This is a genomic window from Acidobacteriota bacterium, assembly GCA_020845575.1.
Lineage (GTDB): Bacteria > Acidobacteriota > Vicinamibacteria > Vicinamibacterales > Vicinamibacteraceae > Luteitalea.
The window spans coordinates 1-21,364 of the sequence record JADLFL010000006.1; the positions used below are offsets into that span (position 1 = coordinate 1).

The 21,364-nt window shown below is 69.2% G+C and carries 17 protein-coding genes; 3 read left to right on the forward strand and 14 right to left on the reverse strand.

Translation table 11 applies throughout. The annotated features are described in order from the left end of the window. From IT182_01285 to IT182_01295, 3 genes are all read left to right on the forward strand, one after another. On the forward strand, positions 1–1,963 hold a 1,963-nt coding region (locus IT182_01285), incomplete at its 5' end, for a hypothetical protein (GenBank protein MCC6161962.1). 42 nt (positions 1,964–2,005) lie between these two features. Beyond that, positions 2,006–3,154, forward strand: a complete 1,149-nt coding sequence (locus IT182_01290) for a M48 family metalloprotease (GenBank protein MCC6161963.1) — start codon at positions 2,006–2,008, stop codon at positions 3,152–3,154. A 5-nt stretch (positions 3,155–3,159) separates the two neighbouring features. After that, entirely contained in the window at positions 3,160–4,425 is a 1,266-nt protein-coding gene (locus tag IT182_01295) for an acetylxylan esterase (protein MCC6161964.1), read from the forward strand. Positions 4,426–4,448: 23 nt separating this feature from the next. On the opposite strand, the gene IT182_01300 is transcribed toward IT182_01295, so the two are convergent. From IT182_01300 to asnS, 14 genes are all read right to left on the reverse strand, one after another. Further along, positions 4,449–4,817, reverse strand: coding sequence for a cupredoxin domain-containing protein (locus IT182_01300; GenBank protein ID MCC6161965.1), 369 nt, complete (start codon positions 4,815–4,817; stop codon positions 4,449–4,451). Continuing rightward, positions 4,814–7,135, reverse strand: coding sequence for a tetratricopeptide repeat protein (locus tag IT182_01305; protein ID MCC6161966.1), 2,322 nt, complete (start codon positions 7,133–7,135; stop codon positions 4,814–4,816). Before IT182_01305 ends, IT182_01300 begins: the two co-directional genes overlap by 4 nt. Before the next feature lie 150 nt (positions 7,136–7,285). Beyond that, positions 7,286–9,382 carry a polyribonucleotide nucleotidyltransferase gene (gene pnp / locus IT182_01310; GenBank protein MCC6161967.1) on the reverse strand — a complete coding sequence of 699 codons (2,097 nt, stop codon included), beginning with the start codon at positions 9,380–9,382 and terminating at the stop codon, positions 7,286–7,288. 185 nt (positions 9,383–9,567) lie between these two features. Further along, a complete protein-coding gene (gene rpsO / locus IT182_01315) occupies positions 9,568–9,837 on the reverse strand; it encodes a 30S ribosomal protein S15 (protein MCC6161968.1) in 270 nt (89 codons plus the stop codon). Positions 9,838–9,989: 152 nt separating this feature from the next. Further along, on the reverse strand, positions 9,990–10,520 hold the full coding sequence (locus IT182_01320; protein ID MCC6161969.1) for an RES family NAD+ phosphorylase: 531 nt from the start codon (positions 10,518–10,520) through the stop codon (positions 9,990–9,992). Continuing rightward, positions 10,517–10,927 (reverse strand): DUF2384 domain-containing protein, encoded by a 411-nt coding sequence (locus IT182_01325; GenBank protein ID MCC6161970.1) that lies wholly within the window; start codon positions 10,925–10,927, stop codon positions 10,517–10,519. The genes IT182_01320 and IT182_01325 overlap by 4 nt, the downstream gene beginning before the upstream one ends. Positions 10,928–10,961: 34 nt before the next feature. Next, a complete protein-coding gene (gene truB / locus IT182_01330) occupies positions 10,962–11,915 on the reverse strand; it encodes a tRNA pseudouridine(55) synthase TruB (protein ID MCC6161971.1) in 954 nt (317 codons plus the stop codon). Beyond that, positions 11,912–12,892 (reverse strand): bifunctional oligoribonuclease/PAP phosphatase NrnA, encoded by a 981-nt coding sequence (locus IT182_01335; GenBank protein MCC6161972.1) that lies wholly within the window; start codon positions 12,890–12,892, stop codon positions 11,912–11,914. The genes truB and IT182_01335 overlap by 4 nt, the downstream gene beginning before the upstream one ends. Then, positions 12,876–13,322, reverse strand: a complete 447-nt coding sequence (rbfA, locus tag IT182_01340; protein MCC6161973.1) for a 30S ribosome-binding factor RbfA — start codon at positions 13,320–13,322, stop codon at positions 12,876–12,878. The genes IT182_01335 and rbfA overlap by 17 nt, the downstream gene beginning before the upstream one ends. Positions 13,323–13,448: 126 nt before the next feature. Further along, entirely contained in the window at positions 13,449–16,397 is a 2,949-nt protein-coding gene (infB, locus tag IT182_01345) for a translation initiation factor IF-2 (GenBank protein ID MCC6161974.1), read from the reverse strand. Positions 16,398–16,497: 100 nt separating this feature from the next. Beyond that, positions 16,498–17,820, reverse strand: coding sequence for a transcription termination/antitermination protein NusA (nusA, locus tag IT182_01350; protein MCC6161975.1), 1,323 nt, complete (start codon positions 17,818–17,820; stop codon positions 16,498–16,500). A 5-nt stretch (positions 17,821–17,825) separates the two neighbouring features. Beyond that, on the reverse strand, positions 17,826–18,335 hold the full coding sequence (locus IT182_01355; protein ID MCC6161976.1) for a ribosome maturation factor RimP: 510 nt from the start codon (positions 18,333–18,335) through the stop codon (positions 17,826–17,828). Between the two features lie 206 nt (positions 18,336–18,541). Beyond that, on the reverse strand, positions 18,542–19,975 hold the full coding sequence (gene rimO / locus IT182_01360; protein ID MCC6161977.1) for a 30S ribosomal protein S12 methylthiotransferase RimO: 1,434 nt from the start codon (positions 19,973–19,975) through the stop codon (positions 18,542–18,544). Then, entirely contained in the window at positions 19,972–21,270 is a 1,299-nt protein-coding gene (gene asnS / locus IT182_01365; protein MCC6161978.1) for an asparagine--tRNA ligase, read from the reverse strand. The genes rimO and asnS overlap by 4 nt, the downstream gene beginning before the upstream one ends. Positions 21,271–21,364 lie beyond the last annotated feature (94 nt).

Genomic DNA, 21,364 nt, shown 5'->3' on the forward strand with positions numbered 1-21,364 from the left:
CCTTGCCTTCGTGCGCGATCGCGACGCGGGCCGCGTGGGCTTCCTGGTGGCCGACGACCTCGTGCCAGACGACGTCGTGGCGCCGCCCGTCGCCGGCGTGCGTCCGCTCAGCGACATCGTGCGCGTCAACGGCGCGGCCGCCGAACGCGTGCGCGCTGTCTTGCGCGATGCCTGGCTTGCCGAGACGCAGGAGCAGGCACGCGCGGCCGCACGCCGCGTGTCGGGGCCCGTCGTCACGCCGCAGGGCGACGTCTTCCGCGGCGGCAGGCTCGTCTCGGGCGGCGGCAAGGCCGAGGCGCGCCAGATCCTGCACACCAAGGGCGAGATCAAGAGCCTGCGCGAGCAGATCCGGCAGGCACAGCAGGAGATCGAGCGCCACGGCGCCGATCTGTCCGCGGCCGACGCGTCCATCGCGCGCGTCACCACCGAGATCGCGGCACTGACCGCCGATCAGGTCACGCACGAGAAGGCGATCGTCGGCTTCGAATTGCAGGTCAATCGAGCGTCGGACGAACGCGACCGCGTGTCGCGCCGCATGGAGCTCATCGACAACGAGCGGCGCCGGGCGCAGGAAGAGCGGACCCGGCTCGACGCGCGCGAGGCCGAAGCCCGCCGCTCGATCGAGGACCTCGAAGTCGAACAGCAGACGCTGTCGGACGAACTCGCCGACGCACAGCGGCGCCTGCTCGATGGTCGTGAACGGCAGGCGTCCGTTGGCCGTCGCGCGGCTGAGGCGCGGGCCACGCATGCCGCGCTCGTCGAACGTGCCTCGGCGCTGGGCCAGGACGTGCGCCGGCTCGAGGACGCCTCGGCCGACCTGCGTCAGCGGATCACGTTGCGCCAGCAGGAAGCCGACGCGTCGGTGGCCCGGCGCACGAATCTCGATGGATCGATCACCGCCCTGCGTGCCGCCATCGACGATGACCTCGCCGCGCTCGACGATCTGAAGCGCCTGGTCATCGAGGCCGACGAGCGCGTCGTCGAAGTGCAGGGCTCGTTCGGCGAGCACGAGACGGAGGCACGTGACGCGCGTCGCGGACTCGACGACATCAGGACGCTCGCCACATCGCTCGAAGTGGCGCGCGCCACGGCGGAGTCCGACCTCGGTCACCTTGCCGAGTCGTGCCGCGAGGCGCTCGATCAGAGTCTCGAGGAAGTGGCGGCGGCGGTCGCCGAGATGCTGGCCAACGAGCAGGCGCTGCCCAGCGCGGCGTCAGTGGCAGCTGCCGAGCGCGCCGGCGCCGACGAGGATGGGGCCGAGGCGGGTGCGACAGCCGACGCCGTTGCGGCGCTGGCCGTCGACGCGCCGCCGCCGGTGCTCAGCGCGGAGCAGGCGATCGCGCGACTGAAGGCGCGTATCGCGTCGCTCGGCGCGGTGAACATGATGGCCATCGAGCAGTTCGACGAACTCGAGCAGCGCCACACGTTCCTCACGGGCCAGCGCAAGGACCTCATCGACGCGATCGCGTCGACGGGCGAGGCCATCGCGCGCATCGACAAGACCACGCGCGAACGCTTCGCCGAAGCGTTCGTGGCGGTGAACGCGAACTTCGAGCAGATGTTCGTCACGCTGTTCGGTGGTGGCAGGGCAGGCCTCGTCCTGCTCGACCAGGAGGATGTCCTCGAGAGCGGCATCGACATCGTCGCGCAGCCGCCGGGCAAGCGTCTGCAGAACGTCCAGTTGTTGTCTGGCGGCGAGAAGGCGCTCACGGCGATGGCGCTGATGTTCGGAATCTTCAAGTACCGCCCGAGCCCGTTCTGCCTGCTCGACGAGATCGACGCACCGCTGGACGATGCCAACATCGGCCGCTTCGTGGAGATGCTGCGCAGCATGCAGGATCACACCCAGTTCGTGCTCATCACGCACCACCGCAAGACGATGGAGATCGCCGATCGCCTGTACGGCGTGACGATGGAAGAGCCCGGCGTCTCGAAGGTGCTGCGGCTGGACCTGACGCACTGATGCTGACGAACGGGCTGAGGCCCGTTCGTCAGAACAACTGACGTGAACGAAGACAAGGGCACTCGCTATCGCCGGGCCGAGCGCCGCCTGCGCCTCATCGAAGCCATCGGCGCCGGGGTGGCCCTCGTGTGTCTCGCGTTGACGCCGCTCCCCGCCTGGCTGCACGAGTGGGTACTGGCGGCGCTGCGTCCGGCGTCGCCGCTCACCACGCTGATCGTGGAGACTCTTGCCGCGGCCGTCGTGTTGGTGACGTGCATCGCGGTGAGTCTGCTCGCTGCCGCGCCCGCGGCCTTGCAGCGCGGCAACGTGCTTGCGCGCCGCTACAGGATGCCGGCTGTCTCGACGTCCGCGCACGTCGGCGATCGCGTGCGCCGCGGGCTGCTGCTCGTGCTCGCGGGCAGCCTCGCCTGGTGCGTGTTCGCGCGTCTGGCGGCCGTGGCGCCGTGGCTGGCCGGCATCGGCCTGGCGCTGGTCCTGCTGACGCTCGTCTTGCTCGTGGCACTGCTCGCGCCGTGGGTGATGCTGCTGTCGCCGCGCGTACGTCCGCTTCGCGACGAGGCGGTGACGGGGCGGCTGCACGCGATGGCCTCGCGCGCCAATCTGCGTCTGGCCGGTCTGCACGAGTGGGTGTTCGGGCCGCATGGCGATCAGGCGAACGCGGCGCTGATGGGCGTGATCGGCCCACGCCGCCTGCTCATCTCCGACACGCTCGTCACCGGCTGTCCACCCGAGGAGATGGACGCCGTCGTGGCGCACGAACTCGGTCATCACGCGCACGGGCACACGTGGCAACGCGCGCGCGCGCGGGCCGCGACGCTGCTCGCAGCGGCACTCGGTGCGCAGGCGTGCGCCGCGGGCCCGGCACGCTGGTTCGGCGGCACGCAGGGCCTCACCGATCCCGCGTCGGTGCCCTGGATGCTGATCGGCGCGGGCGCGGTCTGGGTTGCGGCGCGTCCGTGGCTGCTGGCGCAGTCGCGTGCCCACGAAGTGGAGGCCGACGCGTTCGCGTTGAAGCTGACGGGACGCCCCGACGTGCTCGAGCGCGTCCTGGCCCGCCTCGGCGAGCGGAACCTGTCGAGCGACGACGACTCGCCGTTGACGCGTGCCTTCTTCCTGACGCATCCTCCGATTGCCGCGCGCATCGCTGCGGCCAGGCGTGCCGCCGGTGCGGCGCGCGTCACGCAGGGATGACTGTCATGCCGACCCGCCGTGCGTTCACCGCGTCCATCCTGTCCGGCCTGATCGGGGCGCGGCTGCACGCACAGCCCGCCGACGCCAACTACGACGAGGCGAAAGTCCCCGCCTACACGTTGCCGCCGATCCTGACGATGCGCGACGGGCGTCCCGTACGGACGCGCGACGAGTGGCGCGCGCGTCGCGCGGAGATTCTCGACGATTTCAGCCGCTGCGTGTACGGCCGGACGCCTGTGGGCATGCCGGTGTTCACCATGACGCCGATCGACACGCCTGTCGCGGTACTCGATGGTCGTGCGTGGCGCCAGCAGATCAGACTCGAGTGGGGTGCTCGCGCGTCGGTCGACCTGCTCGTGTACAGACCGCGACACGAACGTCCCGTGCCGGTGTTCATCGGCCTGAACTTCGCCGGCAACCATGCCGTGGATCCCGATCCGGCCATCAGGTTGTCCACGCGCTGGATGCGGCCGAACGCGCAGAACGGGATCGTCGCCAACAGGGCGACGGAGCAGTCGCGGGGCACCACGCGATCGCGGTGGCCCGTGGACCTGATCATCGAGCGCGACTGCGCGGTGATGACGGCGTACTACGGTGACCTTGCGCCCGACGATCCGTCGGTGGTGCACGACGGCGTCTCACGGCTGGCGACGGCACTGCAGCAGGACATTCCGGCTGCGGAGCGATGGGGCGCGATCGGCATGTGGGCGTGGGGGCTGTCGCAGATGCGTCTGGCAGCTGCGCAGATCGCCGGTCTCGATGCGGCGCGCGCGGCGGTCATCGGACACAGCCGGCTGGGGAAGGCGGCGCTCTGGGCGGGCGCGCAGGACGAGGCGTTCGCGATGGTCGTGTCCAACGACTCGGGCGAGGGTGGTGCGGCGATCAGCCGTCGCATGTACGGCGAGACGATCGCGCGCATCACCAGCAGCTTCCCGCACTGGTTCTGTCCGACGCTGACGACGTTTGCCGACCGCGTGCCGGAGTTGCCCGTCGATCAGCATCAGTTGCTGGCGCTCGTCGCGCCGCGCGCGCTGCACGTCGGCAGTGCGACGGAGGATCGATGGGCCGATCCGCGCGGCGAGTTCCTCGCCACGCAGGCCGCCGACCAGGTGTGGACGCTGCTCGGTGTCCCGGGCCTCGGCGCCACGCGCATGCCCGATGAAGGGCCGGCGGTCGGCCGTCGCGTGCGGTATCACATCCGTTCGGGCGGTCACGACGTCACGCGCGTCGATTGGGAGCAATACCTCACCACCGCGACGTCGGAACTGTAGGGGCCCGGCCCGTCGCACCCATGTCAGCGGACGATGAGCTCGCCGCGCATGTCGGCGCAGCCGCTGTCGGTGCGCATGCTGCAGTAGAACGGGAAGCGGCCCACTTCGTCGGCGCGGAATTCGAACGTCACGCTCTCGCCGGCGGGGATCCGCTTCTGGATGCGATACGCGTCGACGGTGAAGCTGTGCGTGATGTCCGCCGACGTGATGGTCAGGCGCACGATGTCGTAACGCCGTACGTCGATCACCTCGGGTTCGAACACGTACTTGCGTGCGGTGACCGCGAACGTGCGCCGTCCGGCGGGATCCCGCTCCGGCGGCTGTGAGCCCGTCACCACCACGGCGGCGACCGCGCCAAGCCACGCCCGTCGCGTCGATCGTGATTCCATCATGGCAACGACTCCAGGCGTGACGTCAGCCGCGCGAACTCCCGCGCGAGATCGGCGGGCGGGGTGGTACGAGCGTACCGCTCGCGGGCGCTCGCCAGGAGATCGCGCGCCTTGCGTGCACGGCCCGTTGCCACGGCTGCATCAGCGAGCACCAGCTCGGCGACGGCCGTTGCGGCGATGCCACCACTCGGCGATGCCCCCGCGTGATCGAGGATGACGCGTGCCTCGCGCGAGGCCTCGTCGTACCTGCCAAGTCGAGCGAGCGTGCGCGCCAGCCGCGCCCGCGTCTCGAGCGCCCGGGAGTGCGACGACCCGAGCGCCGACGCGTGGATGGCCGTTGCCTGCTCGAACAGCGGGAGCGCCGAATCAGGATGCCCGGCCTCCAGGTGCGTCACGCCGAGGTGGAACAGTGTGTTGCCGATGCTCGGACTGTTGGGCGGCAGGTGCGCGCGTCGCAGCGCGAGCGCGCGTTCCAGTTGTCCGGTTGCCTCCTCGAAGCGCCCCTGCGCCCTGACGCTGCGCGCCAGATTCGTCAGGCCGAGCGCCACGAGATCCTCGCGTTCCGAACGGGCGCCGACGGCCTCCCAGATCGCCACGGCCTGCCGCTGGAGCGCCTCGGCGTCGGCGAAGCGCGCCTGTGCGTGCCGCACCAGGCCCATGTTGTTCAGCGTCTCGGCGATGTCGCGATGCAGATACGGAAGCTCTCGCTCACGTATCGCCAGGGCTTCTTCGAGCGGCGGGATCGCCGCGTCGAGACGGCCCGCGTACCGACGGACGTCTCCAAGCGCGTCGAGACTCTCGGCCAGCACGAGCGGCGGTCCGTCGCGCCTGAGGTCGACGGCCCTCGCCGCCAGTGCTTCGGACTGCGGGTAGCGTCCGAGCTGCTTGTAGACATCGGCAAGCGCCTGCAGCAGTTCCGCCCGCACGTCAGGCTGGTCCGTCAGATCGGTGTCGAGCCGCGTCGCGGCGCGTTCGAGCATCTGATCGGACGTGAGCGGTACCCCGAGCGCCGACCGTGGGTCGGCTTGTCCGAACATGTTCACCAGGAACGCGTTGACCGCGCTTGCGCGCGCCAGCGCGGCTTCCGCGCGATCCCGCTCGCGGGCCACACGCCCGGCCTGCACGCTGGTGACGACGGAGATGGCGACGAGCGCAGTGGCGGCGAGACCGGCGGCGGCGACGCCGTACCGGTGGCGCGCCACGAACTTGCGCGCCCGGTACGACCACGAATCGGGCCGCGCCAGGACGACCTGCCCCCGCAGGTACCGTTCCACATCGTCGGCGAGGTGGTCGACCGATGCGTATCGGCGCGCGGGCGCGAACGCCATGGCCTTGAGCACGATCGTGTCGAGATCGCCAGCCAGCATGCGGCGCAGGCGATCGGGCGTGGTGAAGCGTGCCTGCGCGACGTCGGTCCATGACGCTGCGTCGGGACCGGCCCCGTCGATCATCGTGCGGGTCGATCTGTCTATGGCGCTCGGACGGGCCGTCCCGCCGTCGCGCAGCACACGCTGGAACTCCTCGCGGGTGCCCGTCGTGAAGCGGTGCGGCCGGCGTCCGGCGAGAAGCTCGTAGAGCACGACGCCGAGCGCATAGACGTCGGTTCGCGTATCGATGTCGCCGTCCACGACGCCCGCCTGCTCGGGGCTCATGTAGTCGGGCGTGCCCACAGCACCACCTTCGCGCGTGAGGAGCAGGCGCTCGGGTCCCTCATCGGTGATCACCTTGGCCACGCCGAAGTCGATCACCGTGGGTGCGAGCGTGCCATCGACCTCGGCGACGAGGATGTTCGACGGCTTCAGGTCGCGATGGATGATCCCCTTCTGGTGCGCGTGCTGGACGGCACGACACGTGGCGACGAAGAGCGAGAGGCGATCGCGAACGGGCACGCGGTGTTCGTCGCAGTAGTCCGTGATGGGCGAGCCCGCCACCAACTCCATCACGACGTACGGCCGGCCATCGTCTGTCGCGCCTGCGTCGAAGACGCGCGCGATGCCGGGATGGTTCATGCGCGCGAGCGTGGCGCGCTCGGCATCGAACCTGGCGATGAGGCGGTCGGTGTCGAGGCCCCTCCGCACGAGCTTCAGCGCGACATCGCGCCGCAGTGGTTCCTGCTGCTCGGCACGATAGACCACGCCCATGCCGCCCGTGCCGAGCACGCCGGTGATCGTGTACCGCCCTATCTGTCGCGGGACACCCGCATCGTGCTCCGCGCGGTCGCGCGCGGACGGGAGGACCGGCCTTCCGAGCCTGTCCTCGCCAACGGAGGACCCGACCGTGTGCACGACCTGCAGCGTGGGAAGCGACGGCGTGTCGGCCATGAAGCTCAACAGATACACGAAACCGCGGCCGAGCGCGAGTCCCGCCTGAAAGCGAAAAAGGGCGTGCCCGTGAGCACGCCCCTTGCTGTTACGGTCGGCCGGACGACCTGTCCACCGTCGCCCGGAGGGCGACGGTGGAAGCCAGGCCCATTACGACTTGGCTTCTTCTTCCTGCAGCAGCGCCTTGCGGCTCAGGCGAATCTTGCCAGACGGATCGACGGTGAGGACCTTCACGAGGAGCTGCTCGCCTTCCTTGAGCTCGTCGCGGACGTCCTTCACGCGGTGCAGAGCGATCTCCGAGACGTGCAGCAGGCCGTCGACGCCAGGCATGATCTCGATGAACGCGCCGAAGTCGGCGATGCGCTGCACCGTGCCCATGTAGGTCTTACCGACCTCGGGCGTGGCCGTGAGCTCCTGGATGATGGCGAGCGCGCGCGCGGCAGACGACTCGTCGCTGCTCGCCACGTTGATGCGGCCATCGTCTTCGACGTCGATCTTCACGCCCGTGCGATCGATGATGCTGCGGATCATCTTGCCGCCGGGTCCGATCACGTCGCGGATCTTGTCCACGGGGATGCGGATGCTGACGATGCGCGGCGCATACTGCGAGGTCTGCTGACGCGGCGCGGCGATCGTCTCGGCCATCTTGTCGAGGATGAACAGCCGGCCGTCGCGCGCCTGCGCGAGTGCCTGACGCATGATCTCCATCGTGATGCCGCCGACCTTGATGTCCATCTGGAGGGCGGTGATGCCCTCACGCGTGCCGGCGACCTTGAAGTCCATGTCGCCGTAGTGATCCTCGGCACCCGCGATGTCGGTGAGCACGGCGTACTTGCCCGTGGTCTCGTCCATGATGAGACCCATGGCCACGCCCGCCACCGGTGCGCGCAGCGGCACGCCGGCGTCCATCATCGACATGGCGCCGCCACACACGCTGGCCATCGACGAGGAGCCGTTGCTCTCGAGGATGTCCGACACCACGCGGACCACGTAGGGGAAGTCCGCTTCGGCAGGCACGACGGGCGCGAGCGCGCGCTCGGCCAGCGCGCCGTGGCCGATCTCGCGGCGGCCGGGACCGGTGAAGCGGCCCGTCTCGCCAACGGAGAACGGCGGGAAGTTGTAGTGCAGCATGAACCGCTTGTGCGACTCGCCCTCGATGGTCTCGATGCGCTGCTTGTCGTCGGCGGTGCCGAGCGTGGTCGAGACGAGCGCCTGCGTCTCGCCGCGCGTGAAGACCGCCGAGCCGTGGACGCGCGGCAGCACCGACACCTCGGTCCAGATCGGACGGATCTCGTCGAAGGCCCGGCCGTCGAGACGCTTGCCGCGCTCGAGGGCCTCGTCGCGCATGACCTTCTCCTTCAGGCCCTTGAACACCTTCTTCGCGTCGGCACGGCGGTCGGCCTCGTCCTCGGGAATGCTGGCGAGGAGATCCTCGAGTGCCTTGTCCACGCTGCTGTAGTTCTCGAGCTTGTCCTTGATGCGCATCGCGTCGGCGAGCGGACCATAGGCACGCGCTTCGATCTCGCGGGCGAAGTCGGCATCGACATCCTTGGACGGAAGCACGAGCTTCTTGCGTCCCGCCGCCTTCGCGAGGTCGTCGATCGTGGCGACGATCTGCTTGATCGCCGTGTGGCCCGCGTCCAGCGCACCCACCATCGTCTCTTCGGAGACTTCCTGCGAGCCGGCCTCGACCATCATGATCGCGTCGGCGCTGCCGGCGATGATGAGGTCGAGCGAACTGGCGCGGCGCTGCGCGAACGTCGGGTTGATGACGTACGCGCCATCGACGTAGCCCACGCGCACACCGGCCACCGTCTTCTGGAAGGGGATCTCGGCGAGCGCGAGCGCGGCGCCCGCGCCGGTGACGGCGAGGACGTCGGAGTCGTAGTCGGTATCGGCCGAGACGACGAGCGCGATCACCTGGGTGTCGTACGCCCATCCGGACGGGAAGAGCGGACGGATCGGCCTGTCGATCAGGCGGCTCGTGAGGACTTCCTTCTCGGTCGGCTTGCCTTCGCGCTTGAAGAAGCCCCCGGGGATGCGGCCCGACGCGTACGTGAACTCGCGGTAGTCGACCGTGAGGGGCAGGAAGTCGATGCCCTGCCGCGGCTGCGCGGAGTGGCAGGCCGAGACGAGGACGATGGTGTCGCCCATTCGAACGAGGACCGAACCATCGGCCTGCTTGGCGAGCTTGCCTGTTTCGAACGAGAGGGCTCGGGATCCGAGCTCGAGGCTGCGTGTGTGCATGGGGTTCCCTGTCATGTCAGTGCCAGGGGACCTGTCTGCCCTGGCGGGGTGCTGGTGCGTGGAAACGATCGGTGCGAGTGGGGCCGCACGGCGGCGGTCCGCCGGGCCTGCCACTGTCGCGCGATCGGTGAGCGGAGCCAGACACGAAAGGGACGGAAGCAGGCTCCCGTCCCTTTCTGTCTCCGCTACTTGCGGATGCCGAGGCGCTTGATGAGCTGCGCGTATCGGTCGGTGTTCTTGGCCTTGACGTAGTCCAGCAGGCGGCGACGCTGTCCCACCAGCTTCAGCAGACCGCGGCGCGAGTGGTGATCCTTGGCGTGCGTCTTGAAGTGCTCGGTGAGATAGGTGATGCGCTCGCTGAGGATGGCCACCTGCACTTCGGGAGAACCTGTGTCCGACTCGTGCTGGCGGAAGTCTTCGATGAGATTGGTCTTGCGGTCCTTCGTCAATGCCACGGGTACTGCCTCCGCGAACGGCCCAGTCGACCCCACCCTCGGGCACCGGCTCCGTCGTCGTGTTGATGATGAGATGACGCTCGTCAATGAGCGTCAGCGAACCAGTAATCGTAGCACGACAGGATGGATGAAGGAGGACGAGACGCAGGACATCACGCCGTAGGGACGGCCCTTGCCTGCCCTCGTCGCTGCGTGGCAGCGGAGGGGGTGGCCGCCCGCGGGCGGTAGGGCCGGCTCTCCCGGGGGAACCGTTGGAACCGCTCGTCGAGGGGAAAGTCGACGCTGCGCTCGATGGCGAAGCGGGGGGTGTCGGGGTGGGTCGGGTTGAGGAGGTAGTTCGAGGCTTCCGGGGCGAGCACGGACGGGACGCGCAGCAGGGCCGATTCCTTCGATGCCAGCCAGGCGTCGCCGCGCGCGCGCGTGGCGGCCACGTCCTCGCGCCAGACGGATGGCAGGTTCCCGACGTCGGCCACCACATCGTCGGGCCCGTCCACACGGAGCCACTGGTATGACGGCGGAAGATCCTCGACGCGCCCGGCCTGGACGAGCATCTCGAGCAGGCACGACGCGGGGTGGTCGGCCAGATAGACGACCCGCTGCCCCCGCGTGTGCCACCGGCCGCCGGCGTACACACCGCCGATGCCGGAGAGATCCGCGTGCCGCGAGATGCGCCAGAGCGTCACGCGAAGATGCCGTGTTCGAGGCGTACGAGCGTGTCCTCGACGGCGCGGGCCCCGATTTCGGTCTTGAGGAGATCGACAGGGCGCGCACCCTCGAGGGACGCGTTGACGGTGCGGAGCCAGTGCCACGCGGCGGGGCGGTCGCCGAACAGCGACTCGGCGGCGCCCAGCAGGCGTGCCAGCCTGACGGCCCGCTCGGACTCCTCGAGCGACAGCGCCTCGCCACGGGCCCGCCGATGACGCAACGTGCGAGGATTGATCACGAGATCCCCCAGTTCCGTGGACGTGAATCCCGCCTCGACGAGGTCGTCGAGCACTCTCAGTGGCAGGCCGTCACTGAGCACCCTCATCGCCAGACGGAGGATGTCCCGCGGCGACCCTTCACGAACGACGAACGGATCGTGCGGCATGATGCCTATTGTATCACGGCAAGTCTGCCGTGAGTCAGGCCGTTCGCAGGACGATGTCGGCGTGTATGCCCCCGCCGTCCGTGAGCCGCCCGAGCGCGACGAGATCGCCACTCGCGTCGACGAGCCGGATGCGGTCGGGCCGGGATCCCGCCGGGCACCGGGCATCGGGCACCTGGCACCGGCCACCTTCAGGCTCGGCGTGGACACGCAACGCACGGCCGGCGACGACGGCCTCGATCTGACTGGCGTCGACCGCCACGCTGGGCCAGGAGTGGAGGACTGACGACAGGGGGCGGCGGTGCGCGAGGATTGTCGGTGCGCCGCCATCGAGAGCGACGGGCAGTTCGCACGCATCCTCGAGTGTCCATTCGCCGCTCGCGGTGCGGCGCAGGGCACGCAGGTGCGCGGGGACGCCGAGCGCCACGCCGAGGTCGCGGGCGAGGCTGCGGACGTAGTAGCCGGCGGAGACGTCGACGTCGAGCGTGGCCTCGTGCGCCTCCGCGTCCCATGCAACCAGCGTGACGGCATGGGCCGTGACCTCCACTGCCGGCAGTGACACGGCGTCGCCGCGCCGCGCGAGCGCGTATGCGCGTTCGCCGTCGACCTTCTTCGCCGAATGCGCGGGCGGCGTCTGGAGCTGACGTCCTTCGAAGGCGGGGAGTGCCTGCCGTACGACGTCTGCCGACAGCGCAGCGGCGGCATCGTGCGCTGTCTCGACGGGCGTGCCTGTGCCGTCTCCCGTATCGGTTGCCATGCCGAACGCGACGATGGCCGTATAGCGCTTGTGGCTGGACGTGAAGAACTGCGCGAGCCGTGTCGCACGACCGATGACGATCGGCAGGACACCCGTCGCGAACGGGTCGAGCGTCCCGGTGTGGCCCACCTTCGTCCCGCGCGGCAGCCGGCGCCGCACGGCAGCGACGACGTCGTGCGACGTCATGCCGGCTGGCTTGTCGATGACGAGGATGCCGTCGAGCGCGGGCGTCACCGGAGCGCGTCGGCGAGCAGTGGCAGCACCGCGGCGCGGACCGCGGCAAGGCTGTCGTCCGACGTGAAGCCGCTCGCGTTGAAATGTCCGCCTCCGCCGAAGCGCTGCGCCACCGATCGCACGTCGATGGTGCCTTTCGAGCGAAGACTCACGCGCGTCTGGCCGCCTTCGTCGGTCCTGAACAGGCACACGGCGCGGATGTCCTGCGCGGTGAAGGGCAAGTTGATGAGCCCCTCGCTCTCGTCTGGTCCCGAGCCTGCGCGTTCATGCACATCAGGTGTGAGCGTCAGCACCGCGAGCTGGCCGGCGGCCTCGAGTTGCATGCCGTGCAGCAACTCGCCGATGAGCCGCACGCGGCCGAGGCTGAAGCTGTCGTACGCCACGCGGCCGATCCACACCGGGTCGGCGCCGGCGAGCACGCATCGCCGTGCCAGCTCGAAGCTGCGCGCCGAGATGTGTGAATGCCTGAAGCTGCCCGTGTCCGTCGTCAGTCCGAGGTAGAGGTACGTGGCGATGTCGGGCGTCCACGCGACGCCCAGTGCGTCGATCGCGTCGGCCACCATCTCGACGCACGCGGCGGCGCTCTCGTCGAACCACGTCACGGTGCCGTAGCCCGAGTTGCCCAGATGGTGATCGATGTTGATGACGGCATCGGCGCGATCGAGGCCTGCGACACCCGTGCGTGCGAGCGAGCCCGACTCCATCACGATCACCGTGGTGCCGCGCGCGTCGACCTCGGTGGTGATGTCGAGCGTATCGAGCCCGTGAAAGGCGAGGAACGATGCGGGCGGCGGGTCGCTGCAGACAGTGCGGACGTCGCGGCCGAGCAGGCGCAACGCGCCGGCCATCGCCATCACGCTGCCGATCGAGTCGCCGTCCGGGCGCGTGTGGCCGCACAGCACCACGGGACCGCTCGCGCGCAGCGCATCGACGAGCGCGTGTGGCACGCCTGTGGCCGCTTCACCGAGTGTCGTCATCTCGTGTCGTTCCGTGGTCGTCGACGGCAGGCGTCGCGGTGTCCGGCGCATCGCCGGCGCCCTTCGCCTCGCGCGCGTCACGCTCGTCGTCGATCTCCCGCAACAGCGTCTCGACGCGTTCCTGCCGTTCGACGTTCTCGTCGTAGTGGAAGCGCACGTCTGGCGCGCGCCGCATGTTCAGGCTCTCGGCGAGGCGGCGTCGCACGAACGCCGTTGCCCGCTCCAGCGCGCGCGCCGTGCGCCGGCGTTCGGCTTCATCGCCGATGAGCGTGTAGTAGACGTGCGCGAGCCCCATGTCGCTCGTCATCCTGACGTGCGTCACGGTGAGGAGTCCGACGGCGGGATCCTTCACTTCGAACGCGAGCAACTGGCTCACTTCGTCCTTGATGTGATCGGCGATGCGCTCGGCGCGTGAACCGGAGGCCTGCATCCCGGCATTGTACGGGAATGACGAAGACAGAATGCCCAATGCCGAATGCCGAATGCCGAATGCCGAATGCCGAATGGCGAATAGCGAAAGTGTCCGCTATCCGTCATTCGGCATTCGGCATTCCTGCTATCCGGGGATCGTGACGGCGATCTCTTCGGTCGTGAAGACCTCGATCGTGTCGCCGGCCTTGACGTCGTTGTAGCGCTCGAACGTCATGCCGCATTCCAGACCGTTCTTGACCTCGGAGACATCGTCCTTGAACCGGCGCAGCGAACTGAGCTTGCCGGTGTGGACGACCACGCCCTCGCGGAGGAGGCGGGCCTGCACGTCGCCCGAGCGGCGGATGACGCCTTCGGTCACAAAGCAGCCTGCGACGGTACCCGCCTTCGGGACGCGGAACACCTCGCGCACTTCGGCCACGCCGATGCGCGTTTCCTTGAACGTCGGTTCGAGCATCCCCGCCATCGCGGCGCGGATCTCGTCGGTGACGTTGTAGATGATCGAGTGGAGGCGGATGTCCACCTTCTCGCGGTCGGCCACCGATTCGGCGTTGCGGTCGGGGCGCACGTTGAAGCCGATGACGATCGCGTCCGATGCGGTGGCCAGCAGCACGTCCGACTCGTTGATCGCGCCGACGCCCGAGCTGATCACGCGCACCTTGATGCGCTCGTCGCCGAGCTTCTGCAGCGAGTCGGCCAGCACCTCGGCCGAGCCCTGCACGTCGGCCTTGATGATGAGCGCGAGCTCCTTCACACCGCCGTCGGCGATGTGCTTCTGCAGCGACTCCAGCGTCATGCGGCCGCCACGCGCGCCGAGCGACTTGGCCTTGGCCTGTTCCTCGCGGAACACGGCAATCTGGCGGGCCTTGGCCACGTCGTCCACGGCCTGGAACGTGTCGCCTGGCGTGGGGACGCCGCCGAGCCCGAGCACTTCGACGGGCGTCGACGGGCCGACCTCGCGCACCGAGCGCCCGCGGTCGTCCTGCAGCGCGCGCACCTTGCCGACGATCGTGCCCACGAGCACCGTGTCGCCGACGTGGAGCGTGCCGTCCTGCACGAGCACCGTGGCCACGGGGCCGCGTCCGCGATCGAGCTTGCCTTCGAGCACCGTGCCCGAGGCGTTGCGCGCGGCGTTGGCCTTGTGCTCGCCGATTTCGGTGACGAGCAGGATCATCTCGAGCAGCGTGTCGAGATTCTGGTTGGCCTTGGCCGACACGGGCACCATCACCGTGTCGCCGCCCCACGCTTCGGCGAGGAGACCGAGTTCGGAGAGCTCGCGCATGACGCGTTCGGGGTTGGCGTCGGGCTTGTCGATCTTGTTGATGGCGACGATGATCGGCACCTTCGCCGCGCGTGCGTGATCGATGGCCTCGCGCGTCTGCGGCATGACGCCATCGTCGGCAGCGACCACGAGGACCACCACGTCGGTGACCTTCGCGCCGCGTGCACGCATCGTGGTGAACGCCGCGTGGCCGGGCGTGTCGAGGAACACGATCTTGCGACCGTTGAGTTCCACGGCGTACGCACCGATGTGCTGCGTGATGCCGCCCGCCTCGCGCTCGGCGACCCGCGTGGTGCGGATGCTGTCGAGCAGCGTCGTCTTGCCGTGGTCGACGTGGCCCATCACCGTCACCACCGGTGCGCGCGTGACGCGATCCTCCGGCTTGTTCGGGACGTCCTCGATCTCGACGATCTCTTCCTCGAACGACCGCACCTCGACCTCGGCGCCGAACTGGCGCGCGAGCATCGTGGCCGTGTCGGCGTCGAGCGTGCTGTTGATCGTCATGCGCATACCCTGTTCGAGCACGACGCGCATGACGTCCTTGACCTTGGCTTCGAGCTTGTCGGCCAGATCCTTGACCGTCATGCCCTCGGCGAGCGTGATGATGCGGGTGATGGGCGGCGGCGCCGCCGGGCCCTGCACCACGGGCGCTTCGAGACGCGAACGACGACCGCCGCTGCTCCTGCCGCCAGGACGCGGGCGGTGCCCGCCCGGGCCGCCCGGGCGATAGCCACCCCCGGGCTGTGGCGGACGCGGGAACTGCGCGGCACCCGGGCGCTGACCCGGCTGGCCGGCGGGACCGCCGAGCGGACGTCCGCCGGGACCGACAACGCCGGGGGCGCGGCCGATGTTGGCGTACGTCGGCTGGTAGCTCGGACGCGCCACCTGCGGCAGCGGCGAGCGAATGGGTTGCGTGGGCAGCGGACGCGGACCACCTGGCAACGCGGCTCCAGGTGGCAGCGGACGCGGCCCTGCTGACGGCGGTCGCGGCGGCCCTGCCGGTCCGGCAGGGCCAGCGGGGCCTGCCGCTGGCGGTGGGCGACGCACGGGAGCCGCCGGCGCTGGGGCCGGCCGGGGCGGACGCATCGGTGGCGCGCTCACCGGACGATTCGGATCCTCGACGCGCAGACGCAGCGACGAGGGCACCTGGCGGTCGGGATCGCTCTGACCGTCGGCCGCCGCGGCGGCGCCTTCCGGTTCGCGCGCGGGAGGGGCCTCGGGCCCGGTGACCCCGGTTGCTGCCGGTGCCGTGTCGCTCGCACGTGGTGTCGGCTCCGCCGGCACGTCGGCGACCGGCGGCGCGACGGGCGCAGCCGGCGTCGGCGCGTCCGCCTCCGGCGCGGACGCTTCGGCGACCACGGGTGTCTCGCGGACGTCGACCGATGTGCCGACGGGCGCGGGTGCCTCGACGACGGGCGCCTCGGCGGCCACGGCGGCTGGTGGCGGTGGGGCAGCGACGGGCGCGCCGGGTACCCTCAGGGCCTTGACGAGACGGGGCGGCGGCAGCGGGGCCGCCTTCGGGGGCTCCGGCGCGGCCGCGGTCTTCGCGGCCCCCTTCTTCCCGGCGGTACCCGGGCGTGCGGCGGGGCCTTCACTGAACATGTGCGCGGCGGGCGGGAGTGCGATGTTGCGCGTGCGCGCATGGCGCTCCACGAACTGCCGGGCCACCACCTCTTCGATGGTGCTCGAGGCCGAACGCACCTCGATGCCCGCCTCCGCCTTGAGGAGATCCATGACCTCCTGGCTCGGTGCGTTCAGCAGTTCCGCGACTTTGTAGATCCGGACAGTCGACAACGTGTCCCCTTCGTTCTAGTCCAGCCTTCGGACGTGCGGTTGGTGCACGTCCGGCCTTCGTTCTCCCTCGCCCTGCGCCGCAGCGGCGCGCGCGTGGGTCCTACGTCTGCTCTGGTTGGTCGGTCGTGCCCGCCGCGGCGGTGTCGGCCTCGACGTCCACGGGGGCTGGTGCATCGCCTGCCGGCTCGACCTCGTCTGCCGTGACGGCCTCGGCAACGGCCTGCTCGTCGGCAGGCGCCGCACCCATGTTGGGATCGAAGAGCGCATCCATGGCTGCCGCGCCCGTGAGCGGCACGTCGGCCTGCCCTTCGGCCACGGCATTCCAGTCGAACCCGGCGAGCTGCGCCTCGACTTCCTTGCGCTTCTCTTCCTCGCTCTTGATGTCGATCTTCCAGCCCGTGAGCTTGGCGGCGAGCCTGACGTTCTGACCCTTCTTGCCGATCGCGAGCGAGAGCTGCTTGTCTTCGACCACCACTTCCATCACGCGATCCTGGTCGTCGAGGATCGTCACGCGCTGCACGCGGGCCGGGCTGATGGCGTTCATCACGAACTCCACCGGATCCTCCGAGAACTCGACGATGTCGATCTTCTCGCCGCGCAGTTCGCGGATGATGGCCTGCACGCGCGTGCCCTTGATGCCCACGCAGGCACCAACGGGATCCACGTCGCGCTCGCGGCTGTAGACGGCCACCTTCGCGCGGTCGCCCGCCTCGCGCACGGCGCCGCGGATCATCACGGTGCCGTCGTAGATCTCCGGCACTTCCTGCTCGAACATCTTCACGAGCAACGCCGGGTCGGTACGCGAGAGGATCACCTGCGGTCCCTTGAGGTTCTCGTTCACGCTCTTGATCACCGTGCGTACGCGGTCGCCGATGGCGTAGTTCTCCGCGCGCGACTGCTCCTTGCGCGGCAGGTTCGCCTCGATGCGTCCGAGCTCCACGATGAGGTCGCCCTGCTCGAAGCGCTTGACGGTGCCGGTCACCACTTCGCCGACGCGCGAGGAGAACTCGTCGAACACGTTCCGACGCTCCGCTTCGCGCACCTTCTGGAAGATGACCTGCTTGGCGGTCTGCGCGGCGATGCGTCCGAGCTTCTCCTTGCTCTTGGGGAACTCGATCTCGTCTTCGAGCTCGATGCCGGCCGCGTATTCCTCGCCGTAGACCCTGTAGATGTCCTGCGCGTCGGCCAGCGAGATCTCGGTGGCCGCATCCGCGACGGTCTCGACGACCTTCTTCACCGCGAGGAGCTCGACCTCGCCCGTCTCGTGGTTCAGGCGTGCCTTGAGGTTCTCGCCGTCCTTGCCATAGGACTTGCGGGACGCCGTCAGGACGGCCTCTTCGATGGCCGTGATGACAATGTCAGGGTCGATCCCGCGCTCCTTGGCGAGGGTCTCGATCGACTGCACGAGCGGGTTGGTACTCATCGCGTCTAGAACTCCACCTCGAGGCGGGCCCGACCGATCGCTGCCAGCGGAATCCGCCGCTCCTTGCGGCGCCCCACCTGCAGGATGACGGCCTCGTCCTCCACACCGGCAATCCGGCCTTCGAAATGCGTCTGACCCTCGACGCCACCAGGCACCACCAGCTTTGCGATCCGCCCGCTGAACCGCCGATAGTCATCGGCGTGTCGCAGCGGTCGATCGAGGCCCGGTGACGACACCTCGAGAGTATGGGCGTGGTCGAGCACGTCCTCGACATCGAGAATCGTGCTCAGGTCAGTGCTCACCCGTTGACAGTCCTCGATGCCGATGGACTGCTCCGGTGTCTCCACGACCACGCCACCCTCGGCGTCGCGCTGCAGCGGTCGGTCGATGACGACGCGCAGCACCCAGCCACTCGACTCCCGCCGCAGCTGGATGTCGAAGATGTCGAGCCCGCAGGATCCGGCGACCCGTTCGGCCGCCGTCCGGACGCGCGCCAGGCGCGTATCGGTTGTCACGTCAACGAGACAGCGACCCCTGAAACACAAAGAGTGGGCAAAGCGGCCCACTCCGGAAGGGTAGCCTGAACTCCAATCGAGGACTGTACCACAACAGCCGGGCACTGGGCCCGCCTTCGCGCTCGCGCGCTACAGCCGGCAACCGGCAACGGGTAACCGGCAACCGGCAACCGCATGTCATTCATTCGTCATTCAGCATTCGTCATTCAGACAGGTCTGACGATGAGGTCGTAGCCGGCGGCGTCGACGATCTCGGCGTCGAGGAAGGTGCCGGGGGGCATGTCGGCCGGGTCGCAGTCGGTGAACACCACGACCGGGTCCACCTCCGGGGCCTGGCCGGAGAGGCGGCCCTGGAGGACGAGGTCGTGCTCGGGCGATGGACCGTCCACCACCACGCGGACGCGCTGGCCGATGCGCGCCTTCTGGCGCCGCGCGACGATCCGCCGCTGCGCCGCCATGACGCGGCGCTGCCGCTTCTGCTTCACGGCGGCCGGCACGTCGTCTTCCAGCGAGGCAGCAGCGGTGCCGTCCTGATGTGAGTACGTGAACACGCCGACGTGGTCGAACTCGACCGTCTTCACGAAGTCCACGAGCTGGTCGACATCGTCCTCTGTCTCGCCCGGGAACCCGACCACGAACGTCGTGCGGAGCGTGACGCCGGGCAGTGCGTCGCGCAGCGAGGCGAGCAGGCGCATGTAGCTCTCGCGCGTGCCGGGCCGCCGCATCCGCTTCAGCATCGCCGCCGACGCGTGCTGCAGGGGCAGATCGACGTAGCGCACCACCTTCTCGCAGGCGGCCATCGCCTCGATCGTCTCGGCGGTGATCGTGGTGGGATAGAGGTACAGGAGCCGGATCCACTCCAGTCCCTCGATGGCGTTCAGCGCCCGCAGCAGGCGCCCGAGCGCGCCGCGATCCTGCCTGTCGCGATCGATGCCGTAGAACGTGGTGTCCTGCGACACGAGCAGCAGTTCCTTCACGCCGCGCGCCGCCAGCGCACGCGCTTCGGCCACCACCGACGCTTCGTCGCGGCTGCGATAGGCGCCGCGCAGCTTCGGGATGATGCAGAACGCGCAGTTGTAGTCGCAGCCTTCGGCGATCTTCACGTACGCGTAGTGGCCCGGCGTGGTGAGGCGTCGAGGCGTGGCCGCGTCGTACAGGTAGGTGGGCAGCGGCGCGTCGGCATCGCGGTGCCGCGCGGCGCGCGCCTGATGTGCCCTGGCCTGATGTGGCTGTGCCGTGCCGTCAGCCCCTCGTGTGAAGAGCGAGACCGGCGCTGCTGCGGCGGCGTGCTGCGATTCACCCGCGATCGCGCCGACGATGTGGTCCACCTCGCCGGTGCCCAGCACGGCGTCGATCTCGGGGATCTGTTCTCGCAACTCCTCGCGGTATCGCTCCGCCAGGCAGCCCGTGACCACGAGCCGTCGCGCGCGGCCGCCGGTCTTGTGCTGCGCCATCTCCAGGATGGTGTCGATGGATTCCTGCTTGGCCGAATCGATGAACGCGCACGTGTTCACGACGAGCACGTCGGCGTCCGACGCATCCGCCGTCACGACATGCCCCGCCTGCTCGGCCAGGCCGAGCATGACCTCCGAGTCGACGAGGTTCTTGGGACACCCAAGGGAAACGAGGCCGATCTTCATGGGTACAGCCTGTACAGCATCCGCGGATACGGAATCGTTTCGCGGACGTGTTCGAGGCCGCAGATCCAGGCGACGACGCGTTCGATGCCCATGCCGAAGCCGGCGTGGGGGACCGAGCCGTAGCGGCGGAGATCGAGGTACCACTCGAACGCCTCCTGCGGGAGGTCGTGGTCCTTGATCCGCTGCAGGAGCAGGTCGTAGTCGTCGAGGCGTTGGCCGCCACCGATGATCTCGCCGTAGCCTTCGGGCGCCAGCATGTCGACGCACAGCGCCAGGTTCGGCTGCTCCGGGTCGGGCTTCATGTAGAAGGCCTTCACCGCAGCCGGGTAGCGGTGAACGAGCACCGGCCTGTCGAACTGGCCCGACAGCACGGTCTCGTCGGTGCCGCCGAAGTCGCCGCCCCATTCGACTGGCAGGCCGGCCCCCTTCAGGCGATCGATCGCGTCGGTGTACGAGATGCGCGGGAACGGCGTCGTCACGGTTTCGAGCTTCGACGTGTCGCGTTCGAGCTGCGCGAGCTCCGGGCGCCGCTTGTCGAGCACGCGAGCGACGACGGACTCGACGAGCTGCTCGGCGAGCGTCATGGTGTCGTCGAGATCGGCATAGGCCACCTCGGGTTCCACCATCCAGAACTCGGTGAGGTGCCGGCGCGTCTTGCTCTTCTCCGCACGGAACGTCGGGCCGAAGCAGTACGTCTTGCCGAGCGCCATCGCGTTGGCCTCGTTGTACAGCTGTCCGCTCTGCGTGAGATACGCGGTCGTGTCGTCGAAGTAGCGCACCGGGAACAGCGTGGTGGTGCCTTCGCACGCCGACGGCGTGAAGATCGGCGTGTCTGCGAGGATGAAGCCGCGGCTGTTGAAGAAGTCGCGCACCGCGTCGATCACCTCGTGCCGCACGCGCAGCGCGGCGTGCTGCCGCTGCGATCGGATCCAGAGGTGCCGCCGATCCATGAGGTAGTCGACGCCGTGTTCCTTGGGCGTGATGGGGAAGTCGTGCGCCTCGGCAATCACGGTGAAGCCCGTCCCCGTCAGCTCGAACCCGCCCTTGGCGCGCGCATCGGCGCGCACCGTGCCCGTGACGACGATCGCCGTTTCCTGCGAGAGATGGTCGGCCTGCGCGAACCGCTCCTCGCCGATGTCGGCCTTCGACATCACCACCTGGATGAACCCGGTGCCGTCGCGCACGATGAGGAAATGGATCTTCCCGCTGGATCGGCGGTTGTGCAGCCAGCCCCGGAGCGTGACCTCCTGACCGGCGTGGTTGGCGATGTCCTGGATGTAGACGACGGGCGGCATGGTCAAGGGACAGGATCGCACAGAGCAGGACAGAGGACGGAGGAATGAGGAAAGGATTGGAGGCCATCCGGTTGCCGGTTGCCGGTTGCCGTTC